The organism is Xenorhabdus santafensis (assembly GCF_033949405.1).
GTDB lineage: Bacteria > Pseudomonadota > Gammaproteobacteria > Enterobacterales > Enterobacteriaceae > Xenorhabdus > Xenorhabdus santafensis.
Genome location: NZ_VCDN01000012.1, coordinates 1 through 17,226 on the forward strand (window position 1 = coordinate 1; position 17,226 = coordinate 17,226).

The 17,226-nt window shown below is 43.4% G+C and carries 16 protein-coding genes; 9 read left to right on the top strand and 7 right to left on the bottom strand.

The window, feature by feature from the left end; all coding sequences use genetic code 11:
- Both FE392_RS02860 and mdtD read left to right on the top strand, forming a co-directional pair.
- The coding region (locus FE392_RS02860; RefSeq protein ID WP_319928724.1) for a hypothetical protein at positions 1-271 on the top strand (271 nt) is incomplete at its 5' end.
- 353 nt (positions 272-624) lie between these two features.
- Complete coding sequence (mdtD, locus tag FE392_RS02865; RefSeq protein WP_319928725.1) at positions 625-2,007, top strand: multidrug transporter subunit MdtD; 1,383 nt, start codon at positions 625-627, stop codon at positions 2,005-2,007.
- A 6-nt stretch (positions 2,008-2,013) separates the two neighbouring features.
- Here the strand turns inward: mdtD and rbsR are convergent, their stop codons facing one another.
- The 6 genes from rbsR to rbsD form a co-directional block, all read right to left on the bottom strand.
- Positions 2,014-3,015, bottom strand: coding sequence for a ribose operon transcriptional repressor RbsR (rbsR, locus tag FE392_RS02870; protein WP_319928726.1), 1,002 nt, complete (start codon positions 3,013-3,015; stop codon positions 2,014-2,016).
- Positions 3,016-3,017: 2 nt separating this feature from the next.
- Complete coding sequence (gene rbsK, locus FE392_RS02875) at positions 3,018-3,947, bottom strand: ribokinase (RefSeq protein WP_319928727.1); 930 nt, start codon at positions 3,945-3,947, stop codon at positions 3,018-3,020.
- A 95-nt stretch (positions 3,948-4,042) separates the two neighbouring features.
- Entirely contained in the window at positions 4,043-4,933 is an 891-nt protein-coding gene (rbsB, locus tag FE392_RS02880) for a ribose ABC transporter substrate-binding protein RbsB (protein WP_319928728.1), read from the bottom strand.
- A 23-nt stretch (positions 4,934-4,956) separates the two neighbouring features.
- Positions 4,957-5,928: a ribose ABC transporter permease gene (gene rbsC / locus FE392_RS02885; protein ID WP_319928729.1), complete on the bottom strand. Its 972-nt coding sequence runs from the start codon at positions 5,926-5,928 to the stop codon at positions 4,957-4,959.
- Between the two features lie 31 nt (positions 5,929-5,959).
- Positions 5,960-7,486, bottom strand: a complete 1,527-nt coding sequence (gene rbsA, locus FE392_RS02890) for a ribose ABC transporter ATP-binding protein RbsA (protein WP_319928730.1) — start codon at positions 7,484-7,486, stop codon at positions 5,960-5,962.
- Between the two features lie 7 nt (positions 7,487-7,493).
- Positions 7,494-7,913, bottom strand: coding sequence for a D-ribose pyranase (rbsD, locus tag FE392_RS02895; protein ID WP_319928731.1), 420 nt, complete (start codon positions 7,911-7,913; stop codon positions 7,494-7,496).
- 273 nt (positions 7,914-8,186) lie between these two features.
- Between rbsD and ravA the strand changes: the two genes are divergently transcribed.
- Positions 8,187-9,707, top strand: coding sequence for an ATPase RavA (ravA, locus tag FE392_RS02900; RefSeq protein ID WP_319928732.1), 1,521 nt, complete (start codon positions 8,187-8,189; stop codon positions 9,705-9,707).
- Position 9,708: 1 nt separating this feature from the next.
- On the top strand, positions 9,709-11,172 hold the full coding sequence (gene viaA, locus FE392_RS02905) for an ATPase RavA stimulator ViaA (protein ID WP_319928733.1): 1,464 nt from the start codon (positions 9,709-9,711) through the stop codon (positions 11,170-11,172).
- On the opposite strand, the gene asnA is transcribed toward viaA, so the two are convergent.
- Positions 11,169-12,161: an aspartate--ammonia ligase gene (asnA, locus tag FE392_RS02910; protein WP_319928734.1), complete on the bottom strand. Its 993-nt coding sequence runs from the start codon at positions 12,159-12,161 to the stop codon at positions 11,169-11,171. The two genes, viaA and asnA, sit on opposite strands and share 4 nt — an antisense overlap.
- Before the next feature lie 167 nt (positions 12,162-12,328).
- On the opposite strand from asnA, the gene asnC reads away from it, so the two are divergent.
- From asnC to atpI, 5 genes are all read left to right on the top strand, one after another.
- Positions 12,329-12,790, top strand: coding sequence for a transcriptional regulator AsnC (gene asnC / locus FE392_RS02915; protein ID WP_319928735.1), 462 nt, complete (start codon positions 12,329-12,331; stop codon positions 12,788-12,790).
- 91 nt (positions 12,791-12,881) lie between these two features.
- On the top strand, positions 12,882-13,322 hold the full coding sequence (mioC, locus tag FE392_RS02920; protein WP_319928736.1) for an FMN-binding protein MioC: 441 nt from the start codon (positions 12,882-12,884) through the stop codon (positions 13,320-13,322).
- A gap of 374 nt (positions 13,323-13,696) precedes the next feature.
- Entirely contained in the window at positions 13,697-15,586 is a 1,890-nt protein-coding gene (mnmG, locus tag FE392_RS02925; RefSeq protein ID WP_319928737.1) for a tRNA uridine-5-carboxymethylaminomethyl(34) synthesis enzyme MnmG, read from the top strand.
- A gap of 11 nt (positions 15,587-15,597) precedes the next feature.
- Positions 15,598-16,218, top strand: a complete 621-nt coding sequence (gene rsmG, locus FE392_RS02930; RefSeq protein ID WP_319928738.1) for a 16S rRNA (guanine(527)-N(7))-methyltransferase RsmG — start codon at positions 15,598-15,600, stop codon at positions 16,216-16,218.
- A gap of 611 nt (positions 16,219-16,829) precedes the next feature.
- On the top strand, positions 16,830-17,207 hold the full coding sequence (gene atpI, locus FE392_RS02935) for a F0F1 ATP synthase subunit I (protein ID WP_319928739.1): 378 nt from the start codon (positions 16,830-16,832) through the stop codon (positions 17,205-17,207).
- Positions 17,208-17,226: the final 19 nt, after the last annotated feature.

Consider the following 17,226-nt stretch of genomic DNA (forward strand, 5'->3'; position numbering starts at 1 on the left):
GATTCAGTTGTTAAAGAGCGGTGCAACCGGAAGCTTGTTCCGTGTTGCGAGGCTGCGTATCTTACGCTTTTCGCCTCGAGAGTCAAGCGTTTATTTTCGCTTTTCTCTCACTGTCCTCAGCGGCTTGCATTCGCTCAGCGTCGGTCAGTGGTGGCGCATTATAGGGAGTTTTACGGAAGTGACAATAGTTTTTTTCGATTTTTTTTCCGTTCGTGGTTTTTTTCAACAAAACCGGCGTTTTGGATTCTTTTTCAATCAAAAACTGGCGTGATAAGCAACAAATACTGAATCTATGAAGTAAGATGAACAAATTACACAAATGAGAAATGGCATTTGTGCAGTTAAAAAAACAGTGACAAAGGATAGATGCCCTCAATAAATCCCTTCGTTAGCTCTTTTTTTAATTTGTTCTAGCCTGTATATCATCACTATCCTGAAGAGTTTACTCCAACAATATGATGATAAATACGATAGCCATGGTGACTGGCTCTAGATAAATTCCAAAGGCCACGAATCACCAATCATCGGCTAGTGTATTAAAATACTATGTACACACCTATGAGCTAAACAATGCTTAAGTAATTTAGTAACCAAACATCATCCACTGAAAAGACGGGATATCTAATGATTAAATCCGCACGCAGTATGTCGGGACTACCGTGGATTGCGGCCATAGCTTTTTTTATGCAATCTTTAGATGCCACAATCCTGAACACGGCTCTACCGGCAATTGCTAAGAGCCTTAATCATTCTCCTCTGGCAATGCAGCCGGCTATTGTCAGTTATACTTTAACTGTAGCAATGCTAATTCCCGTCAGCGGTTGGCTAGCTGACAGGTTTGGCACTCGCCGGGTATTCATTTATGCCGTTTTCCTCTTTTCTTTAGGTTCGCTCGCTTGCGCGCTTTCCCACAATATTACTTTTTTGGTCATATCCCGGGTGATTCAAGGTGTCGGTGGGGCAATGATGATGCCTGTGGCTCGCTTGGCATTACTGCGAACATATCCACGCAGTGAATTACTGTCAATTTTGAGTTTTGTCACCATGCCTGGGTTATTGGGTCCAATTTTAGGGCCAATGCTGGGTGGGTTGCTGGTCAGCTATGCTACGTGGCACTGGATTTTCATCATTAATATTCCCATCGGTTTATTGGGCATCATTTATGCCAGAAAAAATATGCCCAATTTAACGATGCCAAAAAGCCCTTTTGATTTTCTGGGATTCCTGTTATTTGGCATGGGATTAGTCATGATTTCGGTTAGCTTTGATTTATTTGGTGATAACTCGCTTGCTGGGTATGTCCCTCTGGCCTTGTTAGCCGGTGGCATGACTATATTACTAGGGTATATCTTCCATGCGAAAAAACACAAAAATCCGCTTATTGATCTCCGGCTATTCCAGACTCACACATTTTCAGTCGGTATTGCAGGCAACATAGCTACCCGCCTGAGTACAGGCTCTCTTTCATTTATTATTCCTTTAATGTTGCAAGTCGGGTTTGGATACTCAGCAGTGATAGCGGGAATAATGATGGCACCTAACGCGCTTGGTTCAATTTTCGCTAAACCTTTTATTCCCAAGATCCTCAGTCGATTTGGATATCGAAATACTCTTATTTGGGTCACTGTGCTTATAGGTGTGATGATTTCTCAGTTTTCGCTACAGACCCCGGAAATTCCCATCGCATTTTTGATAATTCCCCTGTTTATACTGGGAATGGTAATGTCTACGCAATTTACCGCGATGAATACGATTACGCTGGGTGATTTAAATGACAATAATGCAAGTGCCGGCAATAGCCTGCTTGCCGTAACTCAGCAATTATCTATCAGTTTTGGGGTAACGGTCAGTGCCGCTGTGCTTCGGTTTTATGAATCGATGGGAAATGGCTCAACCGTGAGCCATTTCCACTATACATTGATTACGATGGGCGTGATCACCTTGATTTCCTCTACGGTATTCCTGTTACTTAATAAAGGAGATGGCAATCACTTAGTTAAGAAATAAAAACTATCAGCGCTTGGCAACGGAACTGCGTTCAATCAGTTTTGGTGTCAGAACCAGCTCTTTAGGCTCGCTTTCTGGATTGCCCATTCTATAGAGCAGGCTATCAATCGCCAGCTTGCCTAATTCATCCTTTGGTTGATGGATAGTTGTCAATGGCGGGATCAAGTAGGAGGTAATTGCAATATCATCATACCCAATAATAGAAATGTCATCCGGAACAGAAAGCCCCGCCTGATACAAGGCTTGGTAAGCACCTATCGCCATCGCGTCATTGCCCGCAAATACTGCTTCAGGCGGTTCAGGCAATTGGAGCAACTGCTGCATGGAAGATAAGCCACCCGCAAATTCGAAATCGCTGTAGATTTCATATCCAGCAGGAATGTCTAATCCCGCATCTTGCATTGCTTTTCGATACCCAGCCAAACGCAGGCAAGCTAGCGTCTTATCCTTCGGGCCTGTGATACAGGCAATTTTGCGAAATCCCCGGCCAATAAGGTAATTGGTAGCCATTTCCCCACCTTGCAGGGAGTTATCCTTAATAATGTCGTTGCTGGACTCAAATGGAGACCAATCCATGATTACCATCGGAACCAATGGATAACGGCGAAAAACGTCATCGGATAACCGATGAGCTTCAGAACACATAATTAGCAGGCCATCAACGCGTCTTTGCAGCAAGGTTTCCATACTGCGGATCATTCGGGACGCACTGCCTTCTGTATTACACAAAATTAAGCTGTATCCCCGTTCGTAACAGCTTCGTTCCACTCCCCTGACGACTTCGGAATAAAACGAGTTATCACTGGTTGTTACCAGCATCCCAATCGTTTTTGTTTGTTTGATTTTCAAACTTCGCGCCAACGCTGAGGGGGCGTAATTCAGCTCTTCAATTGCTGCATTGACTTTATTTTTTACTCGATCACTGACATAACGATTATTATTAATCACATGAGAAACCGTTGATGTCGATACGCCCGCAAGACGGGCAACGTCCTTCATGGTAGCCACAGTTAGTCCTGTTCAGATAGAAATGCATCAATTTCATGTCGCCACGGTACTGCAGGCTGTGCTCCTCGGCGTGTCACAGCAATTGCAGCCGCAGCATGAGCAAAGCGGATCGCCGACAACATATCTTTTCCTTCCAGCATCCTCGTTACCAAAGCGCCGTTGAATGTATCCCCAGCAGCAATCGTATCAATCGCTTTCACCTTAAATCCGGGAACAATTTTGCCTTCTTTGCCTTTCTCACTTAACCATACACCGCGGCTTCCCAAGGTAATGATGACTGTTTCTATACCTTTATCATGCAAGGCCAGAGCTGCCTGCTTCGCCCCAGCATCATCATTGACAGCGATACCTGTCAGGTATTCGGCTTCGGTTTCATTCGGTGTAATGATATCGATCAAAGAAAGTAACTGATCTGATACTTTTTGGGCTGGGGCAGGGTTCAAAATCACTTTGGTATGATGTTTTTTCGCTGTTTCAGCAGCAAGTTGCACCGTTTCTAATGGTGTTTCCAACTGTAGCAACAGGGCTCCAGCCTCTTTGACCACATGTTCATAACGGCTGAAATAGTCAGGGGTCAGTGCACCATTTGCTCCAGCGTTAATAGCAATGACATTTTCCCCTTGCTGGTTGACAAAAATCAGGGCGACTCCCGTCGTTTCCCCTTCGATACACTCAATTGATGAAGTATTGATATTGTCTTTCACTAACTGCTGGAGAACGCGTTCTCCAATATCATCCTGACCAACACAGGCAATAAATGTAATGTCAGCACCGCAACGGCCAGCAGCCACAGCCTGATTAGCGCCCTTTCCTCCAAAAGCAACCTGATACTGCCTCCCTTTTACGGTTTCTCCCGGTTGAGGAAAAGAGTCAATGTTCAAAATGTGATCCACATTAATGCTACCCATCACAACAAGTTTCGCTATATTCATTATATTTATTCCTGTTCAACACGTCCTACTCAGTACTTCCAATTCAATCAGTAGAGTAACCACCAATTTTGGTGGTTACAGATAATGCCAAGTACTTACTTTTTGAAAACTAACTCCAACTCAACCGGAATGGTAGCGTCAACTTGTTCGCCTTTAAGGACTTTATCCGCAGTTTGTACACCAATAGCCCCAATTTGGTCTGGGCGTTGTGCAACTGTGGCACTTAATTTACCGCTCTGTACAGCTTTAAGGCCATCTTCTGTGCCATCAAAGCCAACAATTAATATATCCTTTCTACCCGCCGTTTGTAGTGCACGTAACGCACCCAGTGCCATTTCATCATTCTGGGCGAAAACCGCTTGCACTTCAGGCGAGGCGGTCAAAAGGTTCTGCATCACATTCAGCCCTTTTGTTCGGTCAAAATCAGCAGGCTGGCTGGCTAATAGATTAATTTTGTGATTTTTTACAGATTGAGAGAAACCTTTCCCACGCTCACGCGCAGCAGAAGTACCTGAAATACCTTCCAACTGGATAACTTTGGCTTCACTGCCCAGTTTTTCAGCAATGAAATCACCTGCCATTTTAGCGCCGGACACGTTGTCTGAAGCGACATGGCTGACCACCTTGCCTTTATTGGCCATACGATCGAGTGTAATAACCGGAATGTTGGCTTTGTTCGCCATGATGACCGCATTACCCACAGCATCAGAGTCTGTAGGATTAATCAGCATTAACTTAGTTCCTCGAACCGTTAAATCCTGTACGTTAGCCAGTTCTTTGGCCGGATTATCCTGAGAATCAAGCACAATCAGGTTATAACCCAACTTATCAGCCTCTTTCTGGGCACTATCTTTCATGGTGACAAAGAAGGGGTTATTCAAGGTGGAAATAACCAATGCAATACTCTCTTTCGCCAATGCATTAGCACTCATGGTTGCACTCAAGGCCACGGCAGAGAAAAGGGTAGCCAGCTTCTTCATTTTCATATTGTTTTTCCTGTAGGGTAAGATTATTTACTGCTTTTGTTATCGACCAGAACCGCCAGCAAAATGACAGCTGCCTTGACGATCATCTGGTAGTTGGAAGAAATACCTAATAGGTTCAATCCATTATTCAAAAAACCTAAAATCAGCGCACCAATCAGCGTGCCAACAATACGACCTTTTCCCCCAGCCAAGCTGGTTCCTCCCAGAATAACCGCGGCTATGGCATCTAATTCGTAGCCGCTTCCAGCCATGGGTTGAGCTGAAGATAATCGGGCAACTTCAATAATGCTGGCCAGTGCAGCTAATAGGCCACACAGGGAATAAACGATGATCTTTATTTTATCAACGCTGATGCCCGATAAGCGGGTTGCAGATTCATTTCCGCCTAACGCGTAGATATAACGCCCCAAACGAGTGTGATGAAGCATGAACCAAGCCAAAATAAAAACCAGCAGCATAATCCATACTGGGGCGGGGATCCCCAATAGACGGCCAATGCCGAACCAGCCAAATAAATCAGCGTTATCACTGAATCCTGTATTAATTGGGCTGCCATCCGTATAAACACGAGTCACGCCACGCAGCAACAGCATCATCACCAAAGTCGCAATAAATGCCTGTACCTTGCCTTTTGCGACAATCACACCACTACAGGCTCCAATGGCTGCTCCCAGTGCAAGAGCCCCGACAACAGCGACCAGAGCATTAATATCCGCGCTCACCATTGAGGCAGCAACAGCCCCCGTCAAAGCCAGCAAAGAACCCACAGAGAGATCAATCCCCGATGTCAGGATGACTAACATCATGCCTACTGCCATGATGGCATTAACAGAAGTTTGCTGGAGGATATTAAACAGATTATTCAATGTGAAAAAGTTAGGGCTCAGGGCTGAAACCACAGCAATTAATAATAAAAGTGCAATCAGCGATTTCTGCTCCAGAAACCATGCTTTCGTGAACCAACGCCGGGAGACCAGCTCTGTATTAGAATTCATATCCATTATCCTCGACCATTATCTTCAAACTTCACTCTATTTTTTTGTTATCTGGCTGGAATGCATTGGTAAATTGCTTGCCAACAGCAGCCGACATCAACGCTTCCTGAGAAACACTGTCCGCACTGAATTCTCCACTGATGCTCCCTTCATGCATAACCAGAATACGATCACTCATTCCCATGATTTCCGGCATCTCCGAAGAAACCAAAATGATGCTCAGACCTTCTTTTTTAAACTGATTGATTAGCTGATAAATTTCCTTTTTTGCCCCGACATCCACGCCTCTGGTTGGTTCATCAAGAATCAAGATCTTCGGCCGAGTCATTAAGCCACGAGCAATAGCGACTTTCTGCTGGTTACCACCGGAAAGCAGCCCTATCGTTTGATCCATTGAGGGAGTTTTTATATTGAATAGATTGATAAAATCAGTAACGGCTTTTTGTTCCTCTGAGTGATTCAAGAAACAGAGATGTCGGCTGAAATAGCGTAATGCGGTGAGAGACATATTCTCTTTAATCGACATGCCCAAGACCAACCCATCACGCTTGCGGTCTTCCGAAATATAGACAATGCCATTGGTCAGCCCTTCTTGTGGATTGCGAACCTTAAGATGTTTCCCATCCAACAAGATTTTGCCTGCGGTTTTCGGTAAAGCCCCATAAATCATCTTCATCAATTCAGTACGCCCGGCGCCCATCAAACCTGAGATCCCCAGAATTTCCCCACCGAAGAGGGAAAAACTGACATTATTGATCCCTGGCCCTGAAAGATTTTCCACTGCCAGCTTCTTTTCTCCTCTGGGGAGATCCAGACGCGGATACTGATCTTCCAGTTTGCGGCCGACCATCATTTCGATTAAACGATCTTCTTCAAGTGTATGGACAGATTGTTCACCGATAAACTGCCCATCACGAAATACTGTCACATCATCACAGATTTCAAAGATTTCCTTCAGACGATGAGAAATGTAGACAATGCCACACCCTTGGGCTTTCAGTTCCCGTATGGCATGGAAGAGGGATTCGGTTTCTGTATCAGTCAAGGCATCTGTTGGTTCATCCATGATGATGACTTTGGATTGGAAGCTCAGTACCTTAGCTATCTCCACCATTTGCTGATCGCCAATGGATAGCTCAGAAACAAACCGATGGCTGCTGTAGCTGATATTGAGACGTCTTAGCAAGTTATCGGCTTCTTCATACATTTTTTTCCAATTGATCATGCCCAGTTTATTGACAAATTCCCGCCCTAAAAAAATATTTTCAGCAATCGTCAACTGAGGGATAAGGTTCAATTCTTGATGGATAATGCCAATACCAGCTTCTTGGGATGCTTTGGGGCCAGAAAAAACGGCTTCTTGCCCAAGATAACGGATCGTGCCGGTGTCTTTTGTATAAATGCCGGTCAAGACTTTCATCATCGTGGACTTACCCGCGCCATTTTCACCAACTAGCGCCATCACTTTTCCAGGATAAACTCTCAATGCAGCCCCTGACAGGGCTTTTACTCCGGGGAAAGACTTATCAATCCCCTGTAACTCCAGTAATGGCTTCATAGTCACCTCAGAAAGTTACACCAGAACACAGGAGAATATTGGCGTAAGGAGTACATTCCCCTGTCCGAATGACGGCTTTGCTCTCCCTTGTTTTCTCTTTCAGAATGTCATGGCTCACATACTTTATTGTGATGGCATTGCCCTGCCGTGTTTCGAGATCAGCAATGCGCTTGATGATTTGCTCATGTATTTGAGAGTTATGTTCAATAATTTCAGCGGCCAAAATGATCGCCTCTACTTGTAGTTCCTGAACAACAACATCAAACACAGAGAGTAGATCAGGCATTCCCTGAGTTAGTGCTAAATCAATTCGTTGGGTAGAAGATGGGATAGGTAACCCCGCATCACTAAGCGCTATCTGATCCGTATGCCCTAAACGAGAAATAACAGCGGAAATATCAGAATGTAATAAAACACCTTTTTTCATTTTATGTAACTCCTGAGCGAAACGTTTCGCTGAGAAGGAATCATATAAATCCCAATATCAAAGACAACATGATTAATATGAAAATGTGATCATTATGGGAAACTTTTATACAAAATATAATTTAATAAAAAATATTAAGTTACCTAAGAAATTAAGCTGAATCAGCTTTCCTCTCATAAACAGACACAATAATTCACCATAAAATCTTTGCATAGGTTTCACTTTCTCTATAAATAAAATGGAATTGATTGTTCAAACTGTGGTGTTCACGATATGCAAATAGTCGAGAAAATATCTCAATTGAGCCAGTATCTGGAAAGTGGCCTATATGAAAGGCGACAAGCCATTCGCCTCTGCCTACTGGCGGCTTTATGTGGGGAAAGTGTTTTTCTCCTTGGCCCTCCGGGGATTGCCAAAAGCCTTATCGCGCGTCGGCTCAAATTTGCATTTCAAAATGCACATGCTTTTGAATATCTGATGACCCGTTTTTCTACTCCCGAAGAGATCTTTGGCCCCCTTTCTATTCAAGCACTCAAAGATGAAGGTCGCTACCAACGTCTTACCGAAGGCTACTTACCTGCCGCCAAAATTGTTTTTCTGGATGAAATCTGGAAAGCAGGGCCCGCCATTCTGAATACTTTACTTACAGCAATTAATGAAAAGAAATTCAGAAATGGTAATCAAGAAGAGCTCCTGCCAATGCGTTTACTCGTTACTGCATCCAATGAACTTCCTGATGCAGATAGCAGTTTGGAAGCACTCTACGATCGCATGTTGATCAGGATCTGGTTGGACAAGATTCAGGAAAAGAAAAATTTCCGGGCGCTACTGACTGATCGAACCAATGAAAATAACAACCCTGTACCGGCTCACATTCAGATCACTGATGACGAGTTTCATCAATGGCAAGACAAGATCAACCATGTATCCTTACCCGATCCTATCTTCGAGTTGATTTATCAACTGCGCCAGCAAGTAAATGCAGCCGGAAATATAACTGATGTTTCAGACAGGCGCTGGAAAAAATCCATCCACTTATTGCAGGCCAGCGCTCTTTTCAGTGGCAGAAACGAAATATCAGCGCTAGACATGGTGCTATTAAAAGATTGCCTGTGGCACGACTTGAACACCTTAAAACTTCTGCCACAATTCCTGCAAACTTTATTGACCGAGCAAGCCTATCAACAACATTCTCTGATGCAGAAAATGGATAAGTTATATCAGCATTGGGTTCAATCCAGCCAAAGCAAAAATGATCATCCCCCTTTGCAGTTAATCACTCAAAAATCCCTTTTTGGCCGCAATCGCTTTTATTCACTCCCCGAGGAAATCAAAGACGAAAAACTGACGCTATTTCTGCATCCTTCATTACATCTGCACAATATAGACATTAACTTCATCGAAATAGACAAGAAATCGCTGGAAAATTCACTGAAGAGTAATACTGGGGAATTATCTGCTCGTTTAAATGGTATTGGTTTTCCACAAACCATTATGATGGAAATCAACGAAAAGCATCAGGTTGAAGTTCTGGATGCCAGTCGTAATAGCGCGATTCTTTGCCAAACAAGGTTGAAATCGATAACTTCAGAAAAAAACACAACCATGCAAAACCATTCCGAATGGAAGGGAAAACTGCTATCCATCCGTGATGAAATTCAGCATCAGCACCTATTGTTTAGCCAGCATCAGCCTTGTTTATTTATTGAAGAATATTGGATTGCCGACATTGAACAAAGTTTCTTTCAGTTAACCGAAAGATTGGAACACTTGAGGTCGAAAATCGGAGGGTAATATGTTAACGCTGACAACGCTCGATCTCTTGCTCTCCATTAACGAAAGCGAGCTGATCGAGGAAATCATTTTTACACTACTGAGTACGCCTCAATTGGCTATTTTTTTTGAAAAACACCCGAGGCTGAAACAAGCATTACTGAAAGATCTCCCTTCATGGCGGCAAATATTGCAGCAAAGAATAAAAGAAACGTTTATTCCTTTTCCATTGGCTGAAGAGTTTCAGTTATATCAAAACATGCAGGTAACCAATACAGCAGACTTTTATCAAGCACTACCAATTACCACAGAAAAACTTCAACAGCTAGGCTCCCCTTTTGCCAATGAAGCCAGCAAGCTGTTAAAAACCTTATCTGGCCATCCCCATTCAGGGCAAGTACTGTTTCTTAAGCGCTGGCGCATCAGTCTGATCCTGCAAGTGACGGCATTTAATAAGGCGCTATTAGAACAAGAAAAAGAACAATTATTGGCAGAGATCCAGAAACGAATAACGCTCAGCGATAAACTTGATCCTATATTTGATCACAATGATCACGCCGCAGGCCGATTGTGGGATATGAGCAAAAGCCGGCTTCACCTGACTTCACGCAATATACAACTTTTCACCCTCTATGCTGACGTTCTCAGGCAGCATCCTGAGCTGGAAAAAATGGCACAATTGCTCGGCCGCAGCCAAACAGCTAAATCAACGCCTGAAACTAGCCATGTCCTTGAGCCGGTTACTCAAATCGAGAAAATCCCTGATACCGTACCAGAACAAATCAGTGGGATCCGCCAAGGTGATGATATTTTAAGGCTACTGCCCAATGAGATAGCCATGCTGGGCATTGAAGGGCTGGAATACGAGTTTTATCGACGGTTGCTGGAGAAAAAATTACTGTCCTACCGCCTGCAAGGGGATAACTGGCAATCAAAAACCGCATTAAAACCCGTGACTCATCATCACAATGCAGAACAACCTCGTGGGCCTTTTATTGTTTGTGTCGATACTTCAGGCTCAATGGGGGGATTTAATGAACGATGCGCGAAGGCATTTTGCCTGTCTCTGATGCGTATTGCTTTAGAAGATAACCGTCACTGCCACATCATGTTGTTCTCAACAGAACAGATCCACTATGACTTAACTTCTTCCAATGGGCTTACCCAGGCAGTACATTTTTTGGGGCAAACATTCAGAGGAGGAACCGATATAGCATCTTGCTTGAGTGCAACAATTGAAAAAATGAAAGAAAATATTTGGAAAGATGCTGATGCCGTTGTTATTTCAGATTTTATTGCCCAACGTTTGCCGGACACTCTAATCCATCAGATAAAAAACCTGCAACAGCATCAACAACACCGCTTCCATGCAGTCTCCCTTTCCCGTTATGGAAAACCCGGTATCATGCGGATATTCGATCATATCTGGCATTTTGATACCGAGTTTACAAGCCGCTTACAGAGAAAGTGGCGGATTCAACCTTAAAGCACACCTTCAATTGATTCGATAACTTCTGGTGACCACACACCGCACTGAACCTGACCGATATGAGCCATTTGCAGCATCAGCATAACCAAACGAGATTGCCCGATACCACCACCGATGGACTGTGGCATTTCACCTTTAATCAACGCCTGATGCCAGTCGTATTGCAGGCGCCCTTCATCGCTTGTCAGTTTAAGCTGACGTTGCAAAGCTTCTGCATCAACACGGATACCCATTGAAGAAATTTCAAAAGCATCCTGTAAAACAGGGTTCCAGACAATAATGTCGCCGTTCAGGCCAAAATAACCATCACTGTTCGGCGTAGTCCAATCGTCATAATCCGGTGCGCGAACATCATGTGATTGGCCATCAGACAACTTGCCGCCGATTCCCATCAAGAAAATCGCACCAAATTCCTTGGCAGCCTCACGTTCACGACCTTTAGCATCCAGATCAGGGTAACGTTTCAGAAGCTCTTCACTGTGGATGAAGTGAATTTGATCTGGCAGGAACGGTGCCAGACCAAATTCCTTACTTACCGCTTGCTGCGTTTCTTTTATTGCTTCGTAGATTTTACCTACTGTCTGTTTTAAATAATCGAGTGAACGCTGACCTTCACCCATCGTTTTCTCCCAATCCCACTGATCAACAAAGATAGAGTGGATAGGAGTCAAGCGATCTTCATCAGGACGCAGAGCCTTCATGTGGGTATATAACCCTTGTTCAGCTTGAAAACCAAAGCGGCCTAATGTTTTGCGTTTCCATTTTGCCAAAGAATGAACCACTTCAAACGTTGCTTCTGGCAATGTTTTCACTTTTACCTGAACAGCTTTCTCATGCCCAGACAAGTTATCCTGAGTACCATCACCAAGACGGCTCAAGATAGGTCCTTGAACTTCGATTAAATCAAGTTGTTTTTCCAGCAAGCGGGAAAAGTATGATTTCACAAAACTAATCTGCTGCTGTTTTTCAATGAAGGATGTTTTCATGATGCTACTCTCAAAAAATTTTTAGTGACCCTGTGTCCCGTTGCTATAGATTAAGCAACAAAACAGGGTACAAATTCAATATATAATAATAAAAATATTGTTTATTATTTATAAACGATAATTTTTACACTATAAAAATGAATATCATTCAAAAATAGGGATTAAAAATGGCAGAAATTTATCAGATCGATAATTTGGACCGTGACATACTTCACGCTTTAATGGAAAACGCACGTACACCTTATGCAGAACTAGCCAAAAAATTTGCAGTCAGCCCGGGCACAATTCATGTTCGTGTGGAAAAAATGAAACAGTCAGGGATCATTACAGGTACCCGGGTTGATATCAGTGCGAAACAGCTGGGGTTCGATGTATGCTGCTTTATCGGTATCATATTGAAGAGTGCCAAAGACTATCCCTCGGCCCTGAAAAAACTCGATATGCTGGATGAAGTGGTTGAGGTTTACTACACCACAGGGCATTACAGCATTTTCATTAAAGTCATGTGCCGTTCCATTGAAGCTCTTCAGGACGTACTTATCAACAAGATCCAGACGATTGATGAAATCCAGTCAACAGAGACATTGATCTCTTTGCAAAACCCGATAATCAGGACAATAAAGCCATAGGGCAGAAAATAGATTAACCACATTATCCACAAGTAGATCCCAATAGATTCACAGCGTACAATAGTTGCTCTTTAATTTAACAAGGATCATGATGAGCACGATAACCTTAATCAGCGGCAGCACAATGGGAAGCGCCGAATACGTTGCCGAACATATGGCTGAGATCTTAGAAAACAGCGGGTTTTCAACAACGATGCTTCATGGTCCCTCATTGGATGATCTTCCCCTTAAAGGGCTGTGGCTTGTGGTCACATCAACACACGGAGCTGGGGATTTACCTGAAAATCTCCAGCCTCTGGCTGATGAACTCACACAACAGAGACCGGATTTGAGTAACGTGACATTTGGCTCAATCGGTATCGGCGATTCCGAATATGACACATTTTGTGGCGCAATAAGATCACTGGAGTGTTTATTGGTGGATCTCGGAGCAAAACGGATCGGCGATCGACTGGAAATAGACATTCAGCAACATGAAATTCCAGAAGATCCAGCCGAAGAATGGGTTAAAGAGTGGTCAAAGTTACTCTGATCCGATTAAAAATATAACGATCAACTGTGGATAACTAAGCTAAAAAGCAGGGGTTAACCCGTAGTTATCCATTTAATAACCTAAATACAATCTACCGCCTGTGTATAACTAAGCATTTAGATCCCAGCTTATACTGACTTGGATCACGGATCATTCACAGCAAATGATCCTTTACAGGATTATGATCTCTATATGGAAAATCCACTTATCCACAGATGATCGTGATCCTAATAAAAGATCTAATAAAGAGATCTTTAAATAAAAAGATCTTCTTTTAATTAACGATGATCTCATCCTACTTGTCTTAAGTAGAAACTTGGGTAGAATTCTCCTCCCAATGCATATGAAGCATTCTCACAATTGAAGGTTCGCACATGTTTTATCCAGAGCACTTTGACGTCATCATTATCGGCGGAGGTCATGCCGGCACTGAAGCTGCAATGGCCGCAGCACGTATGGGGCGTCAAACCTTACTACTGACTCACAATATTGATACTTTGGGCCAGATGTCATGTAATCCAGCCATTGGTGGGATCGGTAAAGGGCATCTGGTAAAAGAGATCGATGCACTTGGTGGTCTGATGGCGAAAGCGACTGATCAGGCCGGTATTCAGTTCAGAACACTCAATGCCAGCAAAGGCCCGGCTGTCAGGGCTACGCGAGCACAAGCGGATCGAGTACTTTACCGACAAGCCGTAAGAACTGCGTTGGAAAATCAGCCTAACCTAATGATCTTCCAACAATCCGTAGAAGATCTCATTGTGGAAAACGACACCGTTACAGGCGTTGTCACACGTATGGGATTGAAATTTAAAGCAAAATCTGTAGTTCTCACTGTGGGAACTTTCCTTGACGGAAAAATCCATATCGGGTTGGAAAACTACAGTGGTGGCCGTGCAGGTGATCCTCCTGCGATCGCATTGTCTCATCGTCTGCGTGAGCTGCCTTTGCGCGTATCTCGCTTGAAAACAGGCACACCTCCACGCATTGATGCGCGATCCATTGATTTCAGCCAGCTTGAACAACAGCTGGGTGATAATCCAACGCCTGTATTTTCATTCATGGGCAACAGAGATCAACATCCGCAGCAGATCCCTTGTTACATCACCCATACCAATGAAAAAACCCATGAAGTGATCCGTAATAACTTGGATCGCAGTCCAATGTATGCGGGGATCATCGAAGGGATCGGCCCTCGTTACTGTCCTTCCATTGAAGACAAAGTCATGCGTTTTGCAGATCGCAACGCGCACCAGATCTTCCTGGAACCAGAAGGGCTGACCAGCAACGAAATCTATCCAAATGGGATCTCGACCAGCTTGCCATTTGACGTGCAAATGCAGATTGTCCACTCGATGAAAGGCATGGAAAATGCCCGTATTATTCGTCCGGGTTACGCGATCGAGTATGACTTTTTCGATCCACGTGATTTGAAACAGACTCTGGAAAGCAAATATATCCACGGGTTGTTCTTCGCAGGCCAGATCAATGGCACCACCGGATATGAAGAAGCGGCTGCACAGGGATTGCTGGCAGGCCTCAATGCTGCCCGCTATGCCAACAACGAAGAAGGTTGGTTCCCACGCCGGGATCAGGCTTATATCGGCGTTCTGGTCGATGATCTGTGTACTTTGGGAACGAAGGAACCTTACCGCATGTTTACCTCCCGAGCGGAGTATCGTTTGATGCTGCGTGAAGACAATGCGGATCTTCGTTTAACTGAACAGGGCCGTAAATTGGGGTTGGTGGATGATCTTCGTTGGGAACATTACAGCCGCAAAGTTGAAATGATCGAACAAGAACGCCAGCGTCTGCGCAATATCTGGGTACATCCTCATTCCGATAATTTGGTGGATATCAACAAAATGTTAAAAACACCATTATCGAAAGAAGCCAATGGTGAAGATTTGTTGCGCCGCCCGGAAATGAATTATGAATTGCTGACATCATTGCCACGCTTTGCCCCGGGGCTGACAGAGCCTCAGGCTGCGGATCAAGTTGAAATTCAAGTGAAGTACGAAGGTTACATTGCTCGTCAGCACGAAGAGATTGAAAAACAACTTCGCAATGAAAATACAGCACTGCCGGTTGATCTGGATTATCAGCAAGTGTCTGGGCTTTCCAATGAAGTTATCGCCAAGTTGAATGACCATAAACCAAGTTCAATTGGTCAAGCATCACGTATTTCAGGCATAACACCAGCAGCCATTTCCATTTTGCTGGTATGGCTGAAAAAACAAGGTTTATTGCGTCGCAGCGCCTGAGGAGACGAATTTTGCTGAACAAATTAGAATCGCTTCTGGCGCAAACTGACTTTGAGTTATCTCTGGATCAGAAACAAAAACTCATTGATTACGTTGGCATGCTCAACAAATGGAATAAAGCCTATAACCTGACATCTGTCCGTGATCCAGAACAGATGCTGGTTCGGCACATCATGGACAGCATTGTTGTTAACCCACAGCTTCGTGGTACGCGTTTTATTGATGTAGGAACAGGGCCAGGGTTACCGGGGATCCCTCTGGCGATTGTACGGCCGGACTCCCACTTCACCTTGCTGGATAGCTTGGGAAAACGGGTGCGCTTTTTGCGTCAGGTTCAACATGAGCTAGATTTGCCTAATATCGAACCCGTACAGAGCCGAGTTGAAGAGTTTATTCCTGAACCCCCTTTTGATGGGGTTATCAGCCGCGCATTCGCGTCTTTAGAAGATATGCTTTCATGGTGCCACCACCTTCCCAAACCCATTGAGGGGCGTTTTTATGCCCTGAAAGGGGCACTATCGGAAGATGAGCTGGCTAAATTACCGGCGGGTTTTATGTCAGAAAGCGTCTTCTCTCTGACTGTCCCTGAATTGAGCGAACAGCGCCATCTTGTTATTCTTAAGTCAAACTAACTTTGCTATTTGTCAATAAAATTATAAATAATTAGTGACGCCAAACACATTTAAAATGTTACAGGCGTTACTAATTATTCCTTTTCATTATTTCGGTTTTATTTACTAATAACTCACAAAAAACCAACTTTATTTTTATATTGGGATAATTTTCCTTTTTGAAGATGCCTATCGATTTTTTTAATAAATAAATTTTAGGGAAAGTGTTCAAAATAAACATTCAAGGTTTTTTATCGATATATCAGATAAAACTTTATAGGTGTAATATTAATTGATTGATTTTTATTTAAAAAAATAAAAAGATTTTCATCACATTTTTAATGATAAAAATAATTAATGATTCTGTTTGATGTGATATGCATCACGTTTAATATAGAGGTCGTACCATTAATAGTTGCAGAATATTAAATGGTATTTGTGAGCAATCTAGCACCAAAGTTAGAAAATTAAATAATTATTCACTTTTTCGCTACTTATGGATTGAATTCATTTTGGGTGCCCGTATAATTTGCACGTTTTTGTCACTTGACACTCTTAAGCAAAGCCAGTTTTATACAGCATTCAGCAAGACCTGATATGTGATGGTGTACCTCAGGGAGAAAACAAAAGTCATGTCTGTATCCCTTTACAGCGGTAGAACAGCACTGAAACTGTTACTTTTGCAGTTAATGACTTTTGTTATTCTCAGTGTAGCTTTTTGTACCAAAAGTATAGAGTGGGGGGCTTCTGCTTTCGCTGGTGGGTTGGCATGTTGGTTGCCAAATGTGGCTTTCATGCTGCTTAGCCGTTTTCAAAAAGCGAAAAAAGAAGGCATTCCAGTACGAATTGCATGGTTTTTCGTGATTAGCGAAGGGGTCAAAGTTATCATTACGATAGCTGTGCTGATAGTCGCTTTAGGGGTGTTCAAGGCGGCATTTGCACCACTTGGTGTGGCCTATTTAGCGGTGCTGATTGTGCAGATCATCGCACCTGCCGTAATGAACGGTTAGCGTTTTTAACAACAAAAGG